Origin of the sequence: Mumia sp. zg.B53 (assembly GCF_019550935.1) — a bacterium.
GTDB lineage: Bacteria > Actinomycetota > Actinomycetes > Propionibacteriales > Nocardioidaceae > Mumia.
Genome location: NZ_JAHWCK010000001.1, coordinates 311,596 through 334,068 on the forward strand (window position 1 = coordinate 311,596; position 22,473 = coordinate 334,068).

21 protein-coding genes are annotated in these 22,473 nt (G+C 69.1%); 15 read left to right on the forward strand and 6 right to left on the reverse strand.

Annotated elements, in window-relative coordinates; translation table 11 throughout:
- Positions 1-19: 19 nt before the first annotated feature.
- Both KV102_RS01530 and KV102_RS01535 read right to left on the reverse strand, forming a co-directional pair.
- Positions 20-628, reverse strand: coding sequence for a transcriptional regulator (locus KV102_RS01530; protein ID WP_220341681.1), 609 nt, complete (start codon positions 626-628; stop codon positions 20-22).
- A gap of 73 nt (positions 629-701) precedes the next feature.
- Complete coding sequence (locus tag KV102_RS01535; RefSeq protein ID WP_220345095.1) at positions 702-1,592, reverse strand: PD-(D/E)XK nuclease family protein; 891 nt, start codon at positions 1,590-1,592, stop codon at positions 702-704.
- Positions 1,593-1,629: 37 nt separating this feature from the next.
- On the opposite strand from KV102_RS01535, the gene KV102_RS01540 reads away from it, so the two are divergent.
- From KV102_RS01540 to metH, 5 genes are all read left to right on the forward strand, one after another.
- The gene (locus tag KV102_RS01540) at positions 1,630-2,844 is read left to right on the forward strand and encodes a site-2 protease family protein (protein WP_308289332.1); all 1,215 of its coding nucleotides are present in this window, start codon (positions 1,630-1,632) and stop codon (positions 2,842-2,844) included.
- Complete coding sequence (locus tag KV102_RS01545; protein WP_220345097.1) at positions 2,837-3,733, forward strand: tRNA (adenine-N1)-methyltransferase; 897 nt, start codon at positions 2,837-2,839, stop codon at positions 3,731-3,733. Before KV102_RS01540 ends, KV102_RS01545 begins: the two co-directional genes overlap by 8 nt.
- Positions 3,734-3,900: 167 nt before the next feature.
- Positions 3,901-5,661, forward strand: a complete 1,761-nt coding sequence (arc, locus tag KV102_RS01550) for a proteasome ATPase (RefSeq protein WP_220345098.1) — start codon at positions 3,901-3,903, stop codon at positions 5,659-5,661.
- 32 nt (positions 5,662-5,693) lie between these two features.
- The gene (locus KV102_RS01555; protein WP_308289331.1) at positions 5,694-6,167 is read left to right on the forward strand and encodes a GNAT family N-acetyltransferase; all 474 of its coding nucleotides are present in this window, start codon (positions 5,694-5,696) and stop codon (positions 6,165-6,167) included.
- 137 nt (positions 6,168-6,304) lie between these two features.
- The gene (metH, locus tag KV102_RS01560; RefSeq protein ID WP_220345099.1) at positions 6,305-10,096 is read left to right on the forward strand and encodes a methionine synthase; all 3,792 of its coding nucleotides are present in this window, start codon (positions 6,305-6,307) and stop codon (positions 10,094-10,096) included.
- Here the strand turns inward: metH and KV102_RS01565 are convergent.
- Positions 10,075-10,593: an NUDIX hydrolase gene (locus KV102_RS01565; RefSeq protein ID WP_220341688.1), complete on the reverse strand. Its 519-nt coding sequence runs from the start codon at positions 10,591-10,593 to the stop codon at positions 10,075-10,077. The genes metH and KV102_RS01565 overlap by 22 nt on opposite strands.
- Positions 10,594-10,653: 60 nt before the next feature.
- On the opposite strand from KV102_RS01565, the gene dop reads away from it, so the two are divergent.
- Positions 10,654-12,171: a depupylase/deamidase Dop gene (dop, locus tag KV102_RS01570; protein WP_255559174.1), complete on the forward strand. Its 1,518-nt coding sequence runs from the start codon at positions 10,654-10,656 to the stop codon at positions 12,169-12,171.
- A gap of 6 nt (positions 12,172-12,177) precedes the next feature.
- Here the strand turns inward: dop and KV102_RS01575 are convergent, their stop codons facing one another.
- Positions 12,178-12,822 carry a hypothetical protein gene (locus KV102_RS01575; protein WP_220341689.1) on the reverse strand — a complete coding sequence of 215 codons (645 nt, stop codon included), beginning with the start codon at positions 12,820-12,822 and terminating at the stop codon, positions 12,178-12,180.
- Between the two features lie 84 nt (positions 12,823-12,906).
- On the opposite strand from KV102_RS01575, the gene KV102_RS01580 reads away from it, so the two are divergent.
- The 3 genes from KV102_RS01580 to prcA are packed head-to-tail and all read left to right on the forward strand — an operon-like array spanning position 12,907 to position 14,672.
- A complete protein-coding gene (locus KV102_RS01580; RefSeq protein ID WP_220341690.1) occupies positions 12,907-13,116 on the forward strand; it encodes a ubiquitin-like protein Pup in 210 nt (69 codons plus the stop codon).
- Entirely contained in the window at positions 13,116-13,931 is an 816-nt protein-coding gene (prcB, locus tag KV102_RS01585; RefSeq protein WP_220345100.1) for a proteasome subunit beta, read from the forward strand. The genes KV102_RS01580 and prcB overlap by 1 nt, the downstream gene beginning before the upstream one ends.
- 42 nt (positions 13,932-13,973) lie before the next feature.
- Positions 13,974-14,672, forward strand: a complete 699-nt coding sequence (gene prcA, locus KV102_RS01590; RefSeq protein ID WP_220345101.1) for a proteasome subunit alpha — start codon at positions 13,974-13,976, stop codon at positions 14,670-14,672.
- Here prcA and KV102_RS01595 read toward each other — a convergent pair.
- Both KV102_RS01595 and KV102_RS01600 read right to left on the reverse strand, forming a co-directional pair.
- Positions 14,642-15,565, reverse strand: a complete 924-nt coding sequence (locus tag KV102_RS01595; protein WP_220345102.1) for an ABC transporter permease — start codon at positions 15,563-15,565, stop codon at positions 14,642-14,644. The genes prcA and KV102_RS01595 overlap by 31 nt on opposite strands.
- Entirely contained in the window at positions 15,562-16,548 is a 987-nt protein-coding gene (locus KV102_RS01600; protein WP_220341694.1) for an ATP-binding cassette domain-containing protein, read from the reverse strand. The genes KV102_RS01595 and KV102_RS01600 overlap by 4 nt, the downstream gene beginning before the upstream one ends.
- Positions 16,549-16,705: 157 nt before the next feature.
- On the opposite strand from KV102_RS01600, the gene pafA reads away from it, so the two are divergent.
- From pafA to tatC, 6 genes are all read left to right on the forward strand, one after another.
- Complete coding sequence (gene pafA, locus KV102_RS01605) at positions 16,706-18,067, forward strand: Pup--protein ligase (protein WP_220341695.1); 1,362 nt, start codon at positions 16,706-16,708, stop codon at positions 18,065-18,067.
- A 91-nt stretch (positions 18,068-18,158) separates the two neighbouring features.
- Positions 18,159-19,112 carry an FKBP-type peptidyl-prolyl cis-trans isomerase gene (locus KV102_RS01610; RefSeq protein ID WP_220345103.1) on the forward strand — a complete coding sequence of 318 codons (954 nt, stop codon included), beginning with the start codon at positions 18,159-18,161 and terminating at the stop codon, positions 19,110-19,112.
- Between the two features lie 45 nt (positions 19,113-19,157).
- On the forward strand, positions 19,158-20,159 hold the full coding sequence (locus KV102_RS01615) for a YafY family protein (RefSeq protein WP_255559073.1): 1,002 nt from the start codon (positions 19,158-19,160) through the stop codon (positions 20,157-20,159).
- Positions 20,156-21,136, forward strand: coding sequence for a YafY family protein (locus KV102_RS01620; protein WP_220345104.1), 981 nt, complete (start codon positions 20,156-20,158; stop codon positions 21,134-21,136). The genes KV102_RS01615 and KV102_RS01620 overlap by 4 nt, the downstream gene beginning before the upstream one ends.
- Before the next feature lie 124 nt (positions 21,137-21,260).
- Positions 21,261-21,545 (forward strand): Sec-independent protein translocase subunit TatA, encoded by a 285-nt coding sequence (gene tatA, locus KV102_RS01625; RefSeq protein WP_220345105.1) that lies wholly within the window; start codon positions 21,261-21,263, stop codon positions 21,543-21,545.
- Between the two features lie 65 nt (positions 21,546-21,610).
- Positions 21,611-22,468, forward strand: a complete 858-nt coding sequence (gene tatC / locus KV102_RS01630) for a twin-arginine translocase subunit TatC (RefSeq protein WP_220342502.1) — start codon at positions 21,611-21,613, stop codon at positions 22,466-22,468.
- Positions 22,469-22,473: the final 5 nt, after the last annotated feature.

A 22,473-nucleotide genomic window follows, 5' to 3' on the forward strand; every position in this document is an offset into this window, starting at 1 on the left:
GCGCCGGTCGGTCGACGGCTCATCCCAGGCCGTCCCCGTCTCGGCCGTCTTCCGACGCGGTCTCCGGCTGGGGAAGCACCTGGAGGATGACGCTGACGCGGTCGGCGTCCTCGGGCGCACGGTTCTCCGGCACGTCGTAGCGGAACTCGCGGACGACGGTGTGGAGGCGTACGGCAAGGGTCTTGGCCTCGTCCGGCGTGAGTCGCAGCAGGTAGTCGCTCATCTCCAGGGTCCCGCGCCAGGCGCTCGGGAGCGTCGCGCGTTCGTTCACCGCCTGTTGCAGGAGAAGGGTGTAGTTGGCCGCGACCGAGCGCAGGTAGGTGTCCACGGCGTCATCGTCGGTCGGGTCGAGGTCGTGGATGCGAAGCGTCGTGGACCGGTGCGCCGCCCGCCACCACCGGTCCCGTGCGTTGCCGCGCGTGGTGTCGTCCGCGACGAGGCCGGCCCGCTCGAGCTGGCGGAGATGGTACGACGCCGAACCGGAGCTGATGCTGAGCCGCTGACCGAGTTGCGTCGCGGTGGCGGGACCGTAGCGGCGCAGTGCCCCCAGGAGGGAGACGCGCAGCGGGTGGGCGAGAGCCTTGAGTGCGGAGGAGTCGAGGACGACGTGAGTCGGTTCGGCGGCCATCTGGCTACCGTAAAACTGCAAAGGTTCTTTGCAAAGACTCTTTGCAAAGAACCTTTGCAATTGTTCGCGAGCGTCAGTCCGCGTCGACAGTGCTCTCGGCAGGCGAGTGGACGGCAGGCTCGATCGGCAGCGTGTCGCGCTCGGGGAGCGGTGGCGGGGTGCCTCCCCACTCGGGGCAGCGGGCCTTGTGGTCGCACCACCCGCACAGCGGGCTCTTGTGCGGACGCCACTCGCCGGTGGTCGACGCCCGCTCGATCGCGGCCCACAGGGCGCGCAGCTTGCGCTCGGTCGCGAGTAGATCGGCCTCGTCCGGGGAGTATCGGAGGATCTCCTCGTTGCCGAGGTACATCAGCTGGAGCAGTGTCGGGACCGTCCCGGTGGTCCTCCACATCACCAGGGCGTAGAACTTCATCTGGAACATCGCCTTGGCCTCGAACACCTCCCGCGGCGCGCGCCCGGTCTTGTAGTCGACGACCCGCACCTCGCCTGTGGGCGCGACGTCGACCCGGTCGACGTAGCCACGCAGGAGGAGCCCACCGTCGATCACGGTCTCGACGTACTTCTCGCGCTCGGCGGGCTCGAGACGCCGAGGGTCCTCGAGAACGAAGTAGGACATGAGGAGGTCACCGGCGGTGCTCAGCCACTCGGCGAGAGCGTCGCCGTCGTCGAACAGCGCGGCCACCTCGGGCTCCGCCTCCTGGAGGCGCGCCCACGCGGGGCCGACCAGCGCACGCGCCCGCTCGAGCGTCCGCTCGCCGGGAGGTGCGTCGAAGAGCTCTTCGAGGACGGCGTGCACGAGCGTCCCGCGCACCGCGTCGGCCGACGGCTCCTCGGGCAGGCGGTCGACGACGCGGAAGCGGTAGAGGAGCGGACACGTCATGAAGTCGGCCGCACGGCTGGGCGAGAGGGATCCGACGACGTCGACGCCGTCCACCTCTGTGCGCTCGATCGTCTGTGTCCTCATGCCAACCAGCCTAGGCCAGCGGACCGACAGTCCCGGCGTGTCACGACCCGATACGGTGGAGGGTGTGAACGCGTCGTCCACACCCCCCACCCGTACCCGTCCACCGGGGACGTTGCGCATCGGTGAGATCGGGGGGATCGACGTCCTCGTGCGTTCCTCGTGGCTCGTCGTCGCGGTCCTCATCGCCTTCGTCCTCCAGCCGACGATCGAGGTGATCGCACCAGGGCTGGGCGCCCTCACGTTCGTGGCCGGGCTCGCGTTCGCGGTCCTGCTGTACCTCTCGGTCCTGCTCCACGAGATCTCGCACGCCCTCGTCGCGAAGGCCTTCGGCTACGAGGTCCGGTCGGTGACCCTGAACTTCCTCGGCGGCGTGACGGAGATCGAGGGAGAACCCGACACGCCGGGCCGCGAGTTCTGGATCGCGGTGGTCGGCCCCCTGACCTCTCTCGCGGTCGGCGCAGCGTCGTGGGGCCTGTCGTTGCTGATGCCCGACACGGGCCTGCTGCTCTTCGCCTTCCGCGCCCTGGCGCTGGCCAACATCGTGGTCGGTGTCCTCAATCTGCTCCCCGGCCTGCCGCTCGACGGCGGCCGGGTCTTCCGTGCCGCCGTCTGGAAGGCGACCGGCAGTCCGTACGCCGGTTCGGTCGCAGCCGGCTACGGCGGACGCGCCGTGGCGGTGCTCGCGCTCGCGTACCCGTTCGTCGGCGGCGAGCTGCTCGGCTTCGACATCACGCTCCTCGACTACATGATCGCCTTCGTGGTCGCTCTGTTCCTGTGGACCGGGGCGACGCAGGCACTAGTGGCGGCGCGGATCCGCCGCGGTCTTCCGGGGCTGACGGCGCGCGGGCTCGCTCGCCGGGCGATCGACGTGCCGCGCTCGACGACGGTCGGGCAGGCCATCGAGCAGGCCCGCGAGGCCGGCGCCGGAGCCATCGTCGTCCACGGTCCGACCGGCACGATCGACGGCATCGTGGACGAGCGAGCAGTGCTCGCCACACCGGAGGCCCGACGCCCGTGGGTCGACGTCGGAGCCCTGGCGCGTACGCTCTCCCCGGGCCTCGCACTGCCCGTCGATCTCGCCGGAGAGGCGCTGGTCCGGGCGTTGCAGAGGACACCGTCAAGTGAGTACCTCGTCGTCGACGGCGAGCACCTGTACGGCGTCCTCGTCACGGCGGACGTCGACAGCGCGTTCTCCGAGCGGGTCCGCGCTGGTGGCAGGCAGGGCGACGCAGGAAGGCAGACGCATGGATGAGCGACTCTCGGGAGTCCACCGCGGACCGATGGCGGTGGGCGAGTGGGTTCGACTCACCGACGCCAAGGGTCGGCGGCACAACATCCAGCTGGAGGAGGGCAAGAAGTTCTTCACCAAGCTCGGCGAGATCGCGCACGACGGGCTGATCGGCCAGCCGGAGGGCATCGTGGTCGAGTCGTCGCTGGGCGGCCAGTACCTCGTCTTCCGCCCGCTGATGCACGAGTACACGACATCGATGCCTCGCGGGGCAGCCGTGATCTACCCCAAGGACGCCAGCCAGATCGTCACCTTCGCCGACATCTTCCCCGGGGCGCGCGTGCTCGAGGCGGGCGCCGGCTCGGGTGCTCTCACGACCTTCCTCCTGCGAGCCGTCGGCGAGGGAGGCCTCGTCTCGTCCTACGAGCAGCGTGAGGACTTCGCCGAGATCGCGACCCGCAACGTCGAGCAGTTCTTCGGCGGCCCGCACCCCGCCTGGAGGCTCACGGTGGGCGGGCTCGGCGAGAGCCTCGTCGACACCGAGGTCGACCGGATGATCCTCGACATGGTCGACCCGTGGGAGTACGTCGCGCTCGCGGCCGACGTCCTGGTGCCGGGCGGCATCCTGTGCTGCTACGTCGCCACGACCACGCAGATGTCGCGGGTGGTCGAGACACTGCGCGCGCACGGCGAGTTCGCCGAGCCGTCGTCCTGGGAGACGATGCAGCGCGGATGGCACCTCGAGGGCCTGGCCGTGCGGCCGGAGCACTCCATGAACGGACACACCGCCTTCCTGGTCACGTCTCGGCGGATGGCCCATGGGCAGCGGGCGCTCACCAAGAAGCGGCGCCCGGCCCCCGGCGCGTACGGCCCGGACTACTCGGGGCCGCGTCCCGCCGACCTCGCGGAGTGACCTGAATCACATCCCGGTATCTGATCGTGAGAACGCCGATTCGTACGAGCGGATGACGACCACAGGCGGGTAGTGTCGTCGTACGAGGAGCCAACACGCCGCGCACACGGGTCGACCCCGGCGGTGTTCGGGTCAGACGGTGTCACGGCCTTCGCGGGAGGTACGACATGAGCGAGTTCGACCACACCGATCGGCGCCCGCCTGCGAACGAGCAGACCGCCCACCAGCAGCAGGCCGAGATCGACTACCTGCGCGCCGAGGTCGAGCACCTCCGTCGGCGTCTCGCGACCGGCCGCCCGGACAGCACCGTCGACGCCCGCCTCGCCGAGACCGAGGCGCGCCTCGCCGCGGTCACCGCTCAGAACGCCCGGCTCGGCGACACCCTCCGCGAGGCGCGCGACCAGATCCTCTCGCTCAAGGAGGAGGTCGACAGGCTCGCGCAGCCGCCGACGGGGTTCGGCACGTTCATCCGGCAGAACGAGGACGACACCGTCGACGTGTTCACCGGCGGCCGCAAGCTGCGCGTCAACGTGAGCCCGTCGGTCGAGGCGGAGGATCTCCGTCGCGGTCAGGAGGTCATCCTCAACGAGGCCCTCAACGTCGTCGCCGCGCTCGACTACGAGACCGTGGGCGAGGTCGTCATGCTCAAGGAGCTGCTCGCCGACGGGGAGCGCGCGCTCGTCATCGGCAACGCCGACGAGGAGCGGATCGCGCGCATCGCCGACTCGCTCATGGACACGCGCCTGCGCGCCGGCGACTCCCTCCTGCTCGACTCCCGCGCCGGATACGTCTACGAGCGTGTCCCGAAGTCGGAGGTGGAGGAGCTCGTGCTGGAGGAGGTCCCCGACATCGACTACTCGAGCATCGGAGGCCTCCAGGGCCAGATCGAGTCGATCCGCGACGCGGTCGAGCTGCCCTACCTCTATCCGGAGATCTTCATCGAGCACGAGCTCAAGCCGCCCAAGGGCGTCCTTCTGTACGGCCCGCCCGGGTGCGGCAAGACGCTGATCGCGAAGGCGGTCGCGAGCTCGCTCGCCAAGAAGGTGTCGGCCAAGACGGGGGAGGAGGGCCGGTCCTACTTCCTCAACATCAAGGGCCCCGAGCTGCTCAACAAGTACGTCGGCGAGACCGAGCGCCACATCCGGCTCGTGTTCCAGCGAGCACGCGAGAAGGCGAGCGAGGGCACGCCGGTCATCGTCTTCTTCGACGAGATGGACTCCCTGTTCCGCACCCGCGGCTCGGGCGTCTCCTCCGACGTCGAGAACACGATCGTGCCGCAGCTGCTGAGCGAGATCGACGGCGTGGAGGGCCTCGAAAACGTCCTCGTCATCGGTGCCTCCAACCGCGAGGACATGATCGACCCCGCCATCTTGCGACCAGGTCGTCTCGACGTGAAGATCAAGATCGAGCGGCCCGACGCCGAGTCCGCCCGCGACATCTTCTCCAAGTACCTGACGCCCAGCCTCCCGCTGCACGAGGACGACCTCGGGGAGTTCGGTGGTGACCGGGTGGCGTGCGTCAACGGCATGATCCAGCGCACCGTCGAGCGGATGTACACCGAGTCCGAGGAGAACCGATTCTTGGAGGTCACCTACGCCAATGGTGACAAGGAAGTCCTCTACTTCAAGGACTTCAACTCCGGCGCGATGATCCAGAACATCGTCGACCGGGCAAAGAAGATGGCGATCAAGGACTTCCTCGAGCTGCGCCAGAAGGGTCTGCGCGTCCAGCACCTGCTCCAGGCGTGCCTCGACGAGTTCAAGGAGAACGAAGACCTGCCCAACACGACCAACCCCGACGACTGGGCGCGGATCTCGGGCAAGAAGGGCGAGCGGATCGTCTTCATCCGTACGCTCATCTCCGGCAAGCAGGGCAGCGAGCCGGGTCGGTCCATCGACACCGTCGCCAACACCGGGCAGTACCTCTGACCGCTGGACCGAGGCACCGCACAATGGAGTGCGTGCCTCCGATCCTGTCCGCTCTCGACATCCGTGTCGTGGGCTACGACCACCCCGACGCCGTCCTGCTCGTCTCCGAGGTCCAGGCGGAGTACGCGCGGCGGTACGGCACGCCTGACCAGGGACCCGCCGACGCCGACGAGTTCCGCGGGCCCGGGGGAGTGTTCGCCGTGGCGTACGCCGACGGGACTCCTGTCGCGACGGGCGGGTGGAGGCGCTTGGGCGACGACCGCGCCGAGATCAAGCGGATGTACGTCCGTGAGTGGGCGCGCGGTCGTGGCTACGCCCGCGCGATGCTCGCCTGGCTGGAGGAGACCGCGGCGGCAGCGGGTGCGAGGGCGATCATCCTGGAGACCGGGCGGCCGCAGCCGGAGGCGATCGCGCTCTACCGTTCGTCGGGCTACACCGACGTCGAGCCGTTCGGTTACTACGCCGACGATCCCCTCTCGCTCTATCTCGGCAAGACTCTCGCCTGACGCCGCCGCGGCGCCGCTGTGACGGCGGGTCCACATGGCGGACGCACGCCGCGGGGGCGACGTGGGCGACCGTCCGTCGACTAGTCTCGAAACCGGCGCTCCTGCGCCAATCACCCCATTTCGGAAGGGCATGCGTCGTGAGCAGCAACCTCCGTCCGGACGCGACCGACGAGCTGACTGAGGCACTCCGGTCGCGCATCCTGGTGCTCGACGGGGCGATGGGCACCGCGATCCAGCGCGACCGGCCCGACGAGGCCGGCTACCGCGGCGAGCGCTTCAAGGGTTGGCCCTCCGACGTGCAGGGCAACAACGACCTGCTGACTCTCACGCAGCCCCAGCTCATCGCCGCCATCCACCGCGAGTACCTCGACGCCGGCGCCGACCTCATCGAGACCAACACCTTCAACGCCACCGCGATCTCGCTGAGCGACTACGGCATGGGAGACCTCGCGTACGAGCTCAACTACGAGTCGGCCCGGCTCGCGCGCGAGGTCGCCGACGAGGTCGCGCAGGCGACGGCACGTCCGCGATACGTCGTCGGGGCGCTCGGGCCGACCACACGCACGGCCTCGATCTCACCCGACGTGAACGACCCCGGCGCGCGCAACGTCACCTACGACCAGCTGGTCGACGCGTACGCCACCGCGACCCGGGGCCTCCTCGACGGCGGTGCCGACGTCATCGCCATCGAGACGATCTTCGACACGCTCAACGCGAAGGCGGCCATCTTCGCCGTCGAGACCGTGTTCGCCGATCACGGCCGTCGGTGGCCGATCATCATCTCCGGCACGATCACCGACGCGTCCGGCCGTACGTTGTCGGGGCAGGTCACCGAGGCCTTCTGGCACTCGGTCCGGCACGCCCGGCCGCTGCTCGTCGGCCTCAACTGCGCGCTCGGGGCCAAGGAGATGCGGCCCTACATCGCCGAGATCGCGCGGATCGCCGACACGTTCGTCAGCTGCTACCCCAACGCCGGTCTCCCGAACGCCTTCGGTGAGTACGACGAGGCACCCGACGAGACGGCGGCGATCCTCGCCGAGTTCGCCGAGGCAGGGTTCGTGAACCTCGTCGGTGGTTGCTGCGGGACGACGCCTGCGCACATCGCGGCGATCGCGCGCGAGGTGGCGGACAAGACGCCGCGGGTCCCACCGACGGCCGTGCCGGCGCTGCGGCTGGCCGGTCTGGAGCCCGTCACCGTCGTCGACGACACGCTCTTCGTCAACGTCGGAGAGCGCACCAACATCACCGGGTCCGCCCGCTTCCGCAACCTGATCAAGGCAGGTGACTACTCGGCGGCGCTCGACGTGGCCCGCCAGCAGGTCGAGAGCGGCGCGCAGGTGATCGACGTCAACATGGACGAGGGCATGATCGACGGGGTGGAGGCGATGGTGAGGTTCCTCAACCTCATCGCGTCCGAGCCCGACATCAGCCGTGTCCCGATCATGGTCGACTCCTCCAAGTGGGAGGTGATCGAGGCTGGTCTCAAGTGCGTCCAGGGCAAGCCGATCGTCAACTCCGTCTCGATGAAGGAGGGGGAGGAGGCCTTCGTCGAGCACGCCCGGCTGTGCCGCCGCTACGGTGCGGCGATCGTCGTCATGGCCTTCGACGAGGACGGCCAGGCCGACAACCTCGAGCGCCGCAAGGAGATCTGCGAGCGTGCGTACCGCCTGCTCGTCGACGACGTGGGCTTCCCCGCCGAGGACATCATCTTCGACCCGAACGTCTTCGCCGTCGCCACCGGCATCGAGGAGCACGCGGCGTACGGCGTCGACTTCATCGAGGCGACCCGCTGGATCAAGCAGAACCTTCCGCATGCGCTGGTGTCGGGCGGGGTGTCCAACGTGTCGTTCTCGTTCCGGGGCAACAACGCCGTGCGCGAGGCCATCCACGCCGTGTTCCTGTATCACGCGATCAGTGCCGGGATGGACATGGGTATCGTGAACGCCGGTGCGCTCGAGGTCTACGCCGAGGTGCCCGAGGTGCTGCGCGACCGCATCGAGGACGTCGTCCTCAACCGCAGGCCGGACGCCACCGAGAGGCTGCTCGACATCGCGGCCGACTTCGCCGGGGACGGCGCGGTCAGAGAGGTCGCCAACGAGGAGTGGCGGTCCCTGCCGGTGGGGGAGCGGATCACCCACGCGCTCGTGAAGGGCATCGACACGTACGCCGAGTCCGACACGGAGGAGCTGCGCCAGGTCATCGCCGCGCGCGGGGGCCGGCCGATCGAGGTCATCGAAGGCCCGCTGATGGCCGGGATGAACGTCGTGGGCGACCTGTTCGGCGAGGGCAAGATGTTCCTGCCGCAGGTGGTGAAGTCGGCGCGCGTCATGAAGAAGGCGGTGGCGCACCTGATCCCGTTCATCGAGGCCGAGCGTCAACCGGGTGATGTCGAGAGGACCAACGGCAAGGTGGTCATGGCGACGGTCAAGGGCGACGTCCACGACATCGGCAAGAACATCGTCGGCGTCGTCCTCCAGTGCAACAACTACGACGTCGTCGATCTTGGCGTGATGGTGCCGGCTCAGAAGATCCTCGACGCCGCGAAGGCCGAAGGTGCCGACGTGATCGGGCTCTCGGGCCTGATCACGCCGTCGCTCGACGAGATGGTCAACCTCGCCGGCGAGATGGAGCGGCAGGGCTTCGACATCCCGCTGCTCATCGGCGGTGCGACGACGTCGCGCGCCCACACGGCGGTCAAGGTCGACAAGAAGTACCACGGTCCGGTCATCTGGGTGAAGGACGCCTCGCGCTCGGTCCCTGTCGTCGCGGCCCTGCTGTCCGACGACCAGCGGCCGCGGCTCCTCGCCGAGACCGAGGCCGACTACGAGGCGCTGCGAGAGCGCCACGCGGCGCGGCAGAGCAGCCGGTCGCTGCTCCCGCTCGAGAAGGCCCGCGCGCAGGCGACACCGATCGACTGGAGCGACTACCGGCCTCCACGTCCGCACATGCTGCTCCAGCAGGCGCGCGACGTGTGCTCGGGTGCCGGGTGCGACCACCGCCACGACGGGCACGTCCAGCTCGTCCGCACGCTCACCGACTACTCGCTCGAGGAGCTGCGCGGCTACATCGACTGGCAGCCGTTCTTCAACGCGTGGGAGATGCGCGGCAAGTTCCCCGACATCCTCAACAACCCGTCGACCGGCGAGGCCGCCCGCAAGCTCTACGACGACGCCCAGGTGATGCTCGACCAGATCATCGCCGAGAAGTGGGTCCGCGCCAACGGGGTGTTCGGTCTCTTCCCGGCCAGCCAGGTGCCTGGCGACGACATCGAGGTCTATACCGACGAGTCGCGGAGCGAGGTGCTGACGACCTTGCACACGCTCCGCCAGCAGGGCGAAGGGCGAGAGGGGTCCCCGCGCAAGTCGCTCGCCGACTTCGTCGCTCCGAAGGCGACCGGGCTGCGTGACTACGTCGGTGCCTTCGCGGTGACCGCGGGGCTCGGCGTGTCCGAGAAGGCCACCGAGTTCAAGAAGAACCTCGACGACTACAGCGCGATCCTCCTGGAGTCGCTGGCCGACCGGCTCGCGGAGGCCTTCGCCGAGCGCCTGCACGAGCGGGTCCGCAAGGAGTTCTGGGGCTATGCGCCGGACGAGGCGCTGACGAACGAGGCGCTGATCAAGGAGGGTTACGTCGGCATCCGGCCTGCCCCTGGATACCCTGCCTGTCCGGAGCACACCGAGAAGCAGACGATCTGGGAGCTCCTCGACGTCGAGAAGAACGCCGGGATCGAGCTGACCGACAGCATGGCGATGTGGCCGGGTGCGGCCGTCAGCGGTCTCTACTTCTCGCACCCGGAGTCGCAGTACTTCGTGCTGGGTCGCATCGGTCGCGACCAGGTCGAGGACTATGCCGCGCGCAAGGGCTGGACGGTCGCCGAGGCAGAGAAGTGGCTCTCGCCCAACCTCGGCTACCGCACCGACGAGGACTGACGGGCGCGAAGCCAGGGTCCGACCAGTGCGCGGGAGTCCGGCACGAGTGGCCACGCCGGGTCGCCGAGGCGGCGCACGACCTCGGTCAGCGGCATCCATCCGCCCCAGGCGACCTCCTCCGGCTGCCAGCGGACCGGGCCGTCCCATCCCTCGACGAGGTAGCCGAACGCCTCGTACGAGGTGTGCTCGTCCTCGTACCGGCCGGTGAAGATCGGCTGGAGCGGGGCCGCGGTGATCCCGAGCTCCTCGGCGAGCTCGCGGACGGCGCCGTCACAGGGGGCCTCGTCCGCGAGAAGGACGCCGCCCGCGCACACGTCGTACATGCCAGGGAAGACGTCCTTGGACGTGGTGCGCCGGTGCACGTAGACCTGTCCCGCGGGATCGAGGACGACCACGGCGGTGGCCGCGTGGTGAAGGTTCTCGGCCCGGACACGCGACCGCGGAGCCGACCCGGCCGGTCGTCCGTCCCTGCTGTACAGCGCCACGATCTCGTCCACGCCGCCATCATGACAGCGCGGTTCCGGGGCGGCGTCGGTCACACTGGCTAGGCTGGCGACATGACGGTGCGACGGGTGATGGGTTCCGAGGTCGAGTACGGCATCTCGGTCAAGGGTCAGCCCACGGCCAACCAGATGGTGGCCTCGACCCAGGTCGTCAACGCCTACGCGAGCGCCCACGGGCTGACGCGCCGCGCCCGCTGGGACTTCGAAGAAGAAAACCCCCTGCGCGACGCGCGCGGCTTCGACCTCAGCCGCGATCGTGCCGACTCGACGCAGCTGACCGACGAGGATCTGGGCCTCGCCAACGTGATCCTGACCAACGGTGCCCGCCTCTACGTCGACCACGCCCACCCCGAATACTCCACTCCCGAGTGCACCAACCCCCGCGACGTCGTGCTGTGGGAGAAGGCCGGCGAGCTCGTCATGCAGCGCGGCGCCGACCTGGCCTCGCAGCTCCCGGGATCCCCGGGCCTGCTCCTCTACAAGAACAACGTCGACAACAAGGGCGCCTCGTACGGCTCCCACGAGAACTACCTCATGCGGCGAGACGTGCCGTTCGGCGCGATCGTGGAGCATCTGACGCCGTTCTTCGTCTCCCGGCAGGTCATCTGCGGAGCAGGCCGCGTCGGGCGCCAGCAAGACGGGTCCGAGAGCGGCTTCCAGATCAGCCAGCGCGCCGACTACTTCGAGGTCGGCGTGGGCCTCGAGACGACGCTCAAGCGGCCGATCATCAACACCCGCGACGAGCCGCACGCCGACCCCTCTAAATATCGCCGCCTCCACGTCATCATCGGCGACGCCAACATGTCGGAGATCGCCGGCTACCTCAAGATGGGCGCCACCTCGCTGGTGCTGGCGATGATCGAGTCCGGCGAGCTCTCGAGCGGTCTCGAGCTGGCGCAGCCGGTCAACGCGCTGCACGCCATCTCCCACGACGCGTCTCTGCGCACCGCGGTGGAGCTCGCGGACGGTCGGACCATCACGGCGCTCGACCTCCAGTGGAGCTATCTCGAGAAGGCCCAGGCCTTCGTCGCGCGGGGCCATGACGGAGACGACCCGGCTGCAGGACAGACCAAGGACGTCCTGGACCGCTGGGAGTCGGTGCTGACCCGGCTCGCCGAGGACCCGTTCCAGCTCCGGGACGAGCTCGACTGGGTGGCCAAGCTGGCACTCCTGGAGTCCTACCGCGAGCGCGACTCGCTCGACTGGGACCACGCAAAGCTCCACCTCGTCGACCTCCAGTACGCCGATCTCCGACCCACGAAGGGCCTGTACCACCAGCTCGTCCGCACCGGCCGGATGAAGCGCCTGCTCTCCGACACCGAGATCGAGAGGGCGGTCACGCAGCCGCCCGAGGACACCCGCGCCTACTTCCGAGGACAGTGCCTCACCCGCTATCCGGAGTCGGTCGCGGCGGCCTCGTGGGACTCCGTGATCTTCGACCTCCCAGGCCGGGACACCCTCCAGCGCGTCCCGACCATGGAGCCGTTGCGCGGGACCCGCGAGCACGTCGGCGGGCTCTTCGAGGCGCACAGCACCGCCCAGGGGCTGTTCGACGCGATCACCCGGCGCTGACCGGCGTCAGGGAGCCTCACGCGGTTCGCGGGGCAGGCCGTCGATGACGAGCTCGACCCTCAGGTCCGGTCCACCAGCCCGGGCCAGTGTCTCGAGAGCGTCAGCGGAGAGCGCCGCAAGCGCGGGCGCCGGCCAGAAGCGCACCGTCGTCCCGGTGCTCCCGTCGGCGGTGAACGGCTCCAGGACGGTCACCGGCACGCCGTGCTCGTAGCACTGCCGCCACGAGCCGCTCGAACGACGGTTCTCGTGGACGAGCCGTGCGCTCAACGCCGCGACGACCGACAATCCGCGGCGGGGCTGGCCGTCGGCGAGGAGCGGGGGAGCGGCGGCGTCGAAGAACCGGAGGTCGCGGGTGGCCATCACGGGCTTCTTGACGAGCACGCCGTGGGCGTCGGTGCGGGTGTCCGTCCCACGGCCGTCGTCGGCGACCGAGACCGATCCGTCCGCGTGAAGGGTGATGACTGCCTGCCCACCACCACGGGACTCAGCCTCGTCGGCAGCGTAGGCGAGCACCTCGAGCACGAGGTGCAGGGTGCCTCCCGGTGCATACGTCTCGACCGCCTCCGCGATGGCGGCGAGGTGGTCGAGGTCGACGGTCGCGTGCCAGTCGTGGGTGGTGTTCTCCCAGGTGTCCCCGCGGCTCCGATCCATCGGCACAGTCTTTCAGCGCGTTCGGTCACCAGGCCGGTATAGGGTCGAGTCGACGGCACGAAGAGCCGACTCGAGGAGGTTGCGATGGCACGCGACGGTGGGCAGCAGCACAAGACCACACGCAAGAGCACCGAGGGTGAGGACGACGTCCAGGTCGACACCTCGGAGGACGTCGCCGAGCGCAAAGAAAAGCTCGACGACGACATCGACTCCATCCTCGACGAGATCGACGACGTCCTCGAGGAGAACGCCGAGGAGTTCGTCCGCAGCTTCGTCCAGAAGGGCGGGCAGTGATGCTGCCTGAGGCCTTCCTCGCGGCCGGTTCGTCGTCCTTCACCGAGTTCCTCGCACGACACCAGCCCGAGCTGCTCCCGGCCGCCCGGCTCGCCGACGCGTCGGTCGCCCAGCCGCTGACGCACGCGACGACCATCGTCGCGGCCACCTTCCCGGGCGGCGTCGTCATGGCCGGCGACAGGCGGGCCACGATGGGCAACGTCATCGCCCAGCGCGACATCCAGAAGGTCTTCCCGGCCGACGAGTACTCTGCCGTCGGCATCGCCGGCACGGCAGGGATCGCCGTCGAGATGACGCGCCTGTTCCAGCTCGAGCTCGAGCACTACGAAAAGATCGAGGGCATCCCCCTCTCGACCGACGGCAAGGCCAACCGTCTCGCGACGCTCATCCGCAACAACCTTGCGATGGCCATGCAGGGACTCGCCGTCGTGCCGCTCTTCGCCGCCTACGACCACGACGCCGCGGTCGGCCGGATCTTCGTCTTCGACGTGACCGGCAACCGCAACGAAGAGCGCTCGTTCCACTCGGTCGGATCCGGGTCGACCTTCGCCCGTGGTGCCCTCAAAAAGCTCTACCGTCCCGACCTCGAGGAGACCGAGGCCGTGACGGCCTGCATCCAGGCGCTGTACGACGCGGCCGACGACGACTCGGCGACCGGCGGGCCCGACCTGACGCGTCGGATCTTCCCGATGGTCGCCGTGATCACCGCCGACGGCTACCGGGCCTACGACGACGACGTGACAGCGGCGATCGCCGACCGTGTGATCGGGGGCCGCATGGTCCGCCCGGACGGGCCATCAGCCCCGCTGGAGTGACGCATCCGTTCATCGCCGTACCGCTGACCAGAGAGGACTCACGTGAGCGCAGGGTTCTACGTCTCGCCCGAGCAGCTGATGAAGGACCGTGCGGACTTCGCGCGGAAGGGGATCGCGCGCGGCCGCAGCGTCGTGGTGGTCCAGTACGCCGACGGCGTGCTCTTCGTCGCCGAGAACCAGTCCAACGCCTTGCACAAGATCAGCGAGGTCTACGACCGCATCGGCTTCGCGGCCGTCGGGCGCTACAACGAGTTCGAGAACCTCCGCATCGCCGGCGTCCGTCTCGCGGACCTGCGCGGCTACTCGTACGACCGCAGCGATGTCACCGGGCGCGGGCTCGCCAACGCCTACGCACAGACGCTCGGCACGATCTTCTCCTCCGGGGGAGAGAAGCCGTACGAGGTGGAGCTGTTCGTCGCCGAGGTGGGCGCCGCACCGGCACAGGACCAGATCTATCGACTCACCTATGACGGGTCGGTCGCCGACATCCAGGGCCATGCGGTGATGGGCGGACAGGCCGAGGCTGCCGAGGGCTACCTCAAGGACCACTACACGGAGGGACTCGCGCTCGAGGCTGCGATCACCCTCGCCGCCAAGGCTCTGGGCCACGACGACACCACGCCGCGCGTGCTCACCGCCGACCAGCTCGAGGTCGCGGTGCTCGACCGCACCCGCACCCGGCCGCGCAAGTTCAAGCGCCTGACGGACGCTCAGGTCGACGCGGCGCTCGCCTCCGCCTGAGCTGTCGTCGGCCGGTCGGGTCCGACCGGCCGCCGCCACGGGCGAGGGCCGCGGCCGCGGGCCGACGCCCGCATCGTGAGCGGCGCGAAGATCAGGACGATCAGGGCAGCCGCGGCGAAGGTCCACATCACCTCGTCGCCGACCGCGTCGCCCGACATCAGTCCGCGCACGGCGTAGACGGCGTGCGAGATCGGATTGACCTCGACGAACGCCTGCAGCCAGTTGGGCATCGTCGACGGATCGACGAACACGGGACTCAGGAACGCCAGCGGGAACAGCACCATCATGCTGATCCCCATCACCGACTGCGGGCTGCGGGCCAGGAGCCCGACCCACGTCCAGATCCAGCTGAACGCGAAGCAGAACACCATCAGCACCGCGATGCCGGCGACGACGCCGACCGCTCCGCCGCCGGGGCGGTAGCCCAGGATCAGCCCGAGCGCGACGACGAACAACGACGCGAGCGTGTAGCGGACGGCGTCGCCGAGGAGTGCTCCGACCAGGGCTGAGGGGCGCCAGATCGGCAGCGTCCGGATCCGGTCGAAGACGCCCTTCTCGATGTCGGTGTTGATCGCGACGCCGGTGTACATCGTGATCATCACGACCGTCTGGACCAGGATGCCCGGCAGCAGGAACTGGAGATAGGTGCTGGTCGAGCCCGCGATCGCCCCGCCGAACAGATAGGTGAACATCAGGACGGAGATGATCGGGAACAGCGTCACGTCGAACAGCTGCTCCGGCACGTGCTTGATGCGCAGGATCGCCCGCCAGCCGAACGCCAGCGACGTCGTCACCGCGCCGGCCCGCGGAGGGCGGGGGCCGGAGGCGAGAACGGCGTCGAGCTTGGCGGGCACGATCTGGGAGTCGGTGGTGCCCGCCGTCGTGGTCGTCATGCCATCGCTCCTTCGGTGTCTGCGTCCGAGGGCGCCGTCTCCTCGGCCGGATGGCCGGTGAGGGCGAGGAACACCTCGTCGAGGGTCGGCTGCCCGTAGCTGAAGCCGGCAAGCTCGACGCCGTCGGCGGCGAGGGTGGCGAGCGCGGCGGGGACCTTGGTGCGGTCGTCCACCCGGCCGGTGACATCGGCGGCGTCGGCTCCTGGGACGACCTCGTCGCCGAGGGCGCGCGTGAGCACGTCGATCGCCCGCGGCCGGTCGGCGGGATCGTGGAGGTGGACGTGGAGCGCCCCGGAGCCGACCTCGGACTTGAGCTGGCTGCTGGTGCCCTCCGCGATGACCTTGCCGGTGTCGATCACGGCGATACGCCCGGCGAGCTGGTCGGCCTCGTCGAGGTATTGCGTGGTCAGCAGCACGGTCGTACCGCGTGCCGTCAGCGACCGGACAATGTCCCACACCTGGATCCGGCTGCGGGGGTCGAGCCCGGTCGTCGGCTCGTCGAGGAAGAGGATCTGCGGGGTGACCACGATGCTCGCGGCGATGTCGAGCCGGCGTCGCATGCCGCCGGAGTAGCGCTTGACCTGGCGGTTGGCGGCGTCGGTCAGCCCGAAGGCCTCCAGGAGGTCGTCGCACCGGCTCCGTGCCTGCGCCCGGGAGAACCCGAGGATGCGGCCGAGGAGCTGAAGGTTCTCGCGGCCGGTGAGGTCCTCGTCGACCGACGAGTACTGGCCGGTCAGGCTCACCACGCTGCGTACGGCGTCGGCTTCTGAGACCACGTCGTGGCCCAGCACGCGTGCCGACCCGCCGTCAGGACGCAGGAGAGTCGCGAGAATCTGGATCGTCGTGGTCTTGCCGGCTCCGTTGGGTCCCAGGAAGCCGTAGACGCCGCCCTCGGGCACACGGAGGTTGATGCCGTCCACCGCCGGTTTGTCCCCGTACGTCTTCACGAGCTCATGCGTCTCGATCGCGATTCCGCTGGCCATGTCTCCCACCTCGTGTCGTTGCGCACGCCAACGTGTTCCTCTTAGGAACACCGATCCAGCGTCCCACACGCCGCCGACGGAACTCGACCGGAATTTGCCCGGCGAGGCCGCCGCGAAGCACAGAGTGCGCCGACCGTTTCCGGCATAGGGTGGAGGCGTGGAGCGACGGATCTTCGGCATCGAGAACGAGTACGGCGTCACGTGCACGTTCCGCGGACAACGACGCCTGTCGCCCGACGAGGTGGCCCGCTATCTCTTCCGCCGGGTCGTCTCCTGGGGCCGCAGCAGCAACGTGTTCCTGCGCAACGGAGCGCGCCTCTACCTCGACGTCGGCAGCCACCCGGAGTACGCGACGCCGGAGTGCGACGACATCGTCGAGCTCGTCACCCACGACAAGGCGGGGGAGCGGGTGCTCGAGGGCCTCCTCCTCGACGCCCAGACGCGGTTGCGCGAGGACGGGATCCTCGGCGACATCTATCTCTTCAAGAACAACACCGACTCGGCCGGCAACTCCTACGGGTGTCATGAGAACTACCTCGTCTCGCGCGACGGCGAGTTCAGCCGGATCGCGGACATCCTGATCCCGTTCCTCGTCTCGCGACAGATCATCTGCGGGGCCGGCAAGGTCCAGCAGACGCCACGAGGGGCGATGTTCTCGGTGTCGCAGCGGGCCGAGCACATCTGGGAGGGCGTGTCGTCGGCGACCACGCGGTCGCGACCGATCATCAACACCCGCGACGAGCCGCACGCCGACGCCGAGCGCTATCGCCGGCTCCACGTGATCGTCGGCGACTCCAACATGAGCGAGACCACCATGCTGCTCAAGGTGGCGACGACCCACCTCGTGCTGCGCATGATCGAGGCGGGCATCCCGATGCGGGACCTGACGCTCGACAACCCCATCCGCGCGATCCGCGAGATCTCCCACGACATGACCGGTCGACGCAAGGTCTCGCTGGCCAACGGGCGCGAGCTGTCGGCGTTGGAGATCCAGGCGGAATACCTCGGCAAGGCTCGCGCGTTCGTCGACCGGCACGACCCGGACGACCCGGTGGCCGCGCGGGCGCTCGAGCTCTGGGAGCGGACCCTCAAGGCGGTGGAGTCCGAGGACCTCTCGCTCGTCGAGCGCGAGATCGACTGGGTCATCAAGTACCGCCTGCTCGACCGCTACCGCGAGAAGAACGACCTGACCTGGAGCCACCCGCGCATCGCTCAGATGGACCTGGCCTACCACGACATCCTGCGCGACCGGGGTCTCTACTACCTGCTCGAACGCCAGGGCGCGGTCGCCCGGGTCACCGACGACCTGTCGATCTTCGAGGCGAAGTCCAAGCCGCCGCAGTCGACGCGCGCCCGGCTGCGCGGGGAGTTCATCAAGCGCGCGCAGGAACGCCGGCGTGACTTCACGGTGGACTGGGTGCACCTCAAGCTCAATGACCAGGCCCAGCGGACCGTGCTCTGCAAGGATCCGTTCCGATCCCACGACGAGCGCGTCCAGAAGCTCATCGACGGGATGTGACCAGCGTTCTCAGGCTCCCTCATCTAATTTTGAGGTTCGTCGGCTACCGTTGTCGACGTTGTCCCGCTCCCCAGTGAAAGGTCGCCGCCGCGTGCGCCGCCTAGCAGCCGTTCTCATCGCTCCCGTACTCGTCCTCACAGCCGCCTGTGGCGGGGGAGGTGACGACGACGCGGACGCCGGTTCTCTCGACGCGGTCAAGGTCACCGGCAAGGTCGGTGAGGCCCCGAAGATCGAGAACGCCAAGGGCGTGAAGGTCGACAAGGTCACCACCCGGGTCATCACCGAGGGAGACGGGGCGAAGGTCGCCGACGGCGACGAGGTCGTCATGAAGTACGTGCTCTTGCAGGCCAAGGACGGCAAGGAGGCCAGCAACACGTTCAAGGGCGACGCCACAGGGGCGACCCCGATGAGCAAGGAGCAGGACAAGATCATCTCTCCCGCCGTGATCGGCAAGCCGTTCGGCACGCGCGTCCTGGTCGGTGTGACCGGCGAAGACCTCGGCGCCGAGAAGGGCACCGAGCAGGGGGACGAGACGCTCCTGGTCGTCGCCGACGTCCTCTCCAAGTGGGAGGCGCCCAAGCCCAACGGGTCCATCGCCGACGTGAAGGTCACGGGCGCCTGGGGCAAGCAGCCCACCGTGACCCTCGCGAAGAAGCCGCTCGTCGTGGCCAAGACCGAGTCCAAGGTCGTCATCCCGGCCAAGAGCAAGAAGGCCGCGACCGTCAAGGAGAACGACACCGTCACCGTCCGCTACCTCGGCGTCAACGGGCGCGACGGCAAGACCTTCGACAGCTCGTACAAGCGCGGAGACACGGTCGACTTCCAGCTGGCACCGGGGCAGATGATCCCGGGCTTCATCACCGGCCTCGTCGGCCAGAAGTACGGCAGCCGCGTGCTGGTCACCATGCCGTACACCGACGGCTACGGCTCTACGGGCAACCCTCAGGGCGGGATCAGCGGTGGTGACTCGCTCATCTTCGTGGTCGACCTCGTCAAGAAGGGCAAGCCGGCGCCTGCGACCCCGGCCCCGGCCCCGGCGCCGTAACCTCGCCGCGGCGCTCCACCGCGTCGGGTCGGACGATGTAGTTTGTTGGCTGACCTGCTGGTCCGACCCGACGAGGAGCACCTGGTGGCACCACGCACGACCGAGCGGCTGATGAATCTCCTCATCGCCCTCCTGGTGACACCGACCTATCTCCCGAAGTCCCGCATCCGCGAGGTCATCGAGCCCTACCGGGGGCAGTCCGACACCGCGTTCGACCGCATGTTCGAGCGCGACAAGGATTCCCTGCGGACGATCGGGATCACGATCGAGGTCGGCGAGACCGAGTCGTACCACGGGGTCGAGCCCGGCTACCGGATCCGGCGTGAGGAGTTCGAGCTCCCGCCGATCGACCTCGAGCCGTCGGAGGCCGCGGTGCTCGGCGTCGCGGCCCGGGTCTGGCAGAGTGCACGCCTCGGCGAGGCGACGGCGGTGGCGCTGCGCAAGCTCCTTGCCGCCGGTGTGCCCGTCGATCCTGAGGCTCTCTCGGGCGTCGAGCCCCGGCTCGCGGCGAGCGAGCCGGCCTTCGAGCCGATCTGGGAGGCAGTCGTCAGCCGTACGCCCGTGACGTTCCTCTACGAGCGGGCCGACGGTGCGCAGGCTCAGCGGGTCGTCGAGCCGTGGCGGCTCGTCTCCTGGCACGGCCGCTGGTACCTCGTCGGCTACGACCGCGAGCGCGCCGACCAGCGTCTCTTCCGGCTCAGCCGGGTGGTGGGCGACGTCCGAGCCGCGGGCTCTCCCCGTGAGTTCGACGTCCCCGACGACGCCGACGTCCGGGAGATCGCCGCATCGCTGTTCCCCGCGCCACCGACCGCCGACGCGGTGGTCCGGGTCCGCAAGGGTCGCGGTCTCGGCCTGCGTCGCCGGGCCACGGCCCAGGAGCCCACCGAGGACGGATGGGACCAGATCGAGCTGCCGTACGGCTCGGTGGGTGAGCTGGCGACCGAGATCGCCTCGTACGGCGCTGACGCGGTGGCCGTCTCGCCGCCTGAGCTGCGCGCCGAGGTGCGGACCCGACTCGCCCGCGTCCTGGAGGTGGCACACCTGTGAGCCCGTCGGCGAAGCAGATCGAGCGCATGCTCGCGCTCGTCCCGTACCTGCGCACCAACGACGGCGTGCCGGTGGCGGAGGTGGCCGAGGTCTTCGGAGTGCCTCGGGCGCAGATCGTCAAGGACCTCAACGTCTTGTGGTTCTGCGGCCTCCCCGAGGCGGTGACCGGCGAGATGATCGACATCGACATGGACGCCCTCGAGGTCGACGGCGTCGTCTATCTCGACAACGCCGACTTCCTCGGGCGTCCGCTGCGGCTCAACGGGTACGAGGCGGCGTCGCTCATCACCGCTCTGCGCGCCCTGCGCGAGACCGCCGGTGGTCAGGACCAGCCCGCGATCGAGTCCGCACTGGCCAAGCTGCTCGCTGCCACCGGCGACTCCGAGCACGGCGTGGACGCCGCGGAGGTCCTGGTCGACGACGCGCAGTCCGCCGCCCACGAGCGCGTTGCCGACGCGCTGGCGCGAGGCCGCCGGATCCACCTCGTCTATCGCGTGGAGTCGCGCGACGAGCTCACCGAGCGCGACGTCGACCCGCTGCGTCTGATCACCGCCGAGGGCAGGCTCTATCTGGAGGGGTGGTGCCACCGCGCCGACGGCGTCCGGCTGTTCCGACTCGACCGGGTCGAAGGCATCGAGGTCCTCGACGCCCCTGTCGCCGAGCACGAGGGCGTCGAACGCCGGGACTACACGACCCACCTGTTCGAGCCTCACGAAGGGGACGCGGAGGCGATCGTCGCGCTCCACCCCAACGCGCTGTGGGTCCGCGACTACGTCGACCACGCCGAGATCGGGACGGACGACCACGGGTGGCTGCTGATCAAGGTGGTCACCGGCGACGAGGCGTGGCTCAAGCGGTTCGTCCTGCGGTCGGCGGGCAACGTGCGGGTCGTCGAGCCGCGACGCCTCGCGGAGCAGGTCATCGCGGAGACCACCGCCTCCCTGGCGGAGTACGACCGGTCGACCGACCACTCCTGAGCGCTGCGTTTCGTGGGCCCCAGATGCGTGTGAGGGGAGACGAGTCCTTCCTCGGCGGCGTACGATGCCAGTGAAGGCGCAACGGAGCGCCCTGCGCACCGACGCACGGAATCGTGAGGTCCTTATGTTCAAGCAGATCGGCCCGATGGAGATCGTCCTCATCCTGGCCGTCCTGGTCCTGCTGTTCGGCGCCAAGAAGCTCCCGGAGCTTGCTCGGGGATCCGGGCGCGCGCTGCGGATCTTCAAGTCCGAGACCAAGGGCCTGATGGACGACGACGACGACAAGCCCGTCGTCGAGAAGCCCGTGGTGGAGAAGCCTGTCGTGGAGAGGACTGCCGCGCTGCCGTCCGACGTGGTGCAGCCGACTCGCCCGGCGACCACGTACGACAAGCGTCCCGAGACGCCCTGATCTGACCCGTGGCGCTCATCTCGAGGGGCAAGCGGTCCGAACCGGCCGCTGCCCCCGACGGCACGATGCCTTTGGCAGAGCACCTGCGTGAGCTGCGTGACCGTCTCCTCAGGGCCGTGCTGGCGATCGTCGCAGGCACGGTCGTCGCGGCGTTCTTCTACGACCAGCTGCTCGACTTCCTGACCGTCCCGTACTTCGAGGCCGTCGAGACGCTGGAGGAGAACGGCCGCGACATCAACGAGGCCCTGACGTTCTCGGGGATCGCGGACCCGTTCACCTTCGCGCTCAAGATCTCGCTCGTCGCAGGGCTCGTCGTCTCCAGCCCGGTCTGGCTCTACCAGATCTGGGCGTTCATCGTGCCCGCGCTGCACCGCAACGAGCGGCGCTGGACGATCCTCTTCTGTGCGATCGCCGGTCCGCTGTTCATCATCGGGTTCGTCACCGGATACCTGGTGCTGCCCAAGGGCATCGAGCTCCTCATGGGCTTCACGCCCGACTTCGCCTCCAACTTCAATGCGCTCCCGGACTACCTCAGCTTCGTGCTGCGCATCCTGCTGGTGTTCTCGGTGGCGTTCGAGATCCCGCTGTTCGTCGTGCTCCTCAACGGCATGGGAGCGGTGTCCGGCCGCCAGCTGGCCGGGGCCCGCTCCTGGATCATCGTGGCGACGTTCGTCTTCGCCGCGATCGCGACCCCGTCGACAGACCCGCTGACGATGGTGGTCCTTGCGCTGCCGATGACGGTTCTCTTCCTGATCGCGGAGGGGATCGCGCACCTCACCGACCGCCGGAGGGCCAAGCGTGCCGTCGCGGAGGGCCTCGCCGTCTCCGACGACGAGATGTCCGACATCACCGTCGAGCACCGCCTCGAGGACGAGCGCCCGAGCGACCTCGACGCTCCCGACGATCCAAGGAGCGCCCCGTAGGCTGG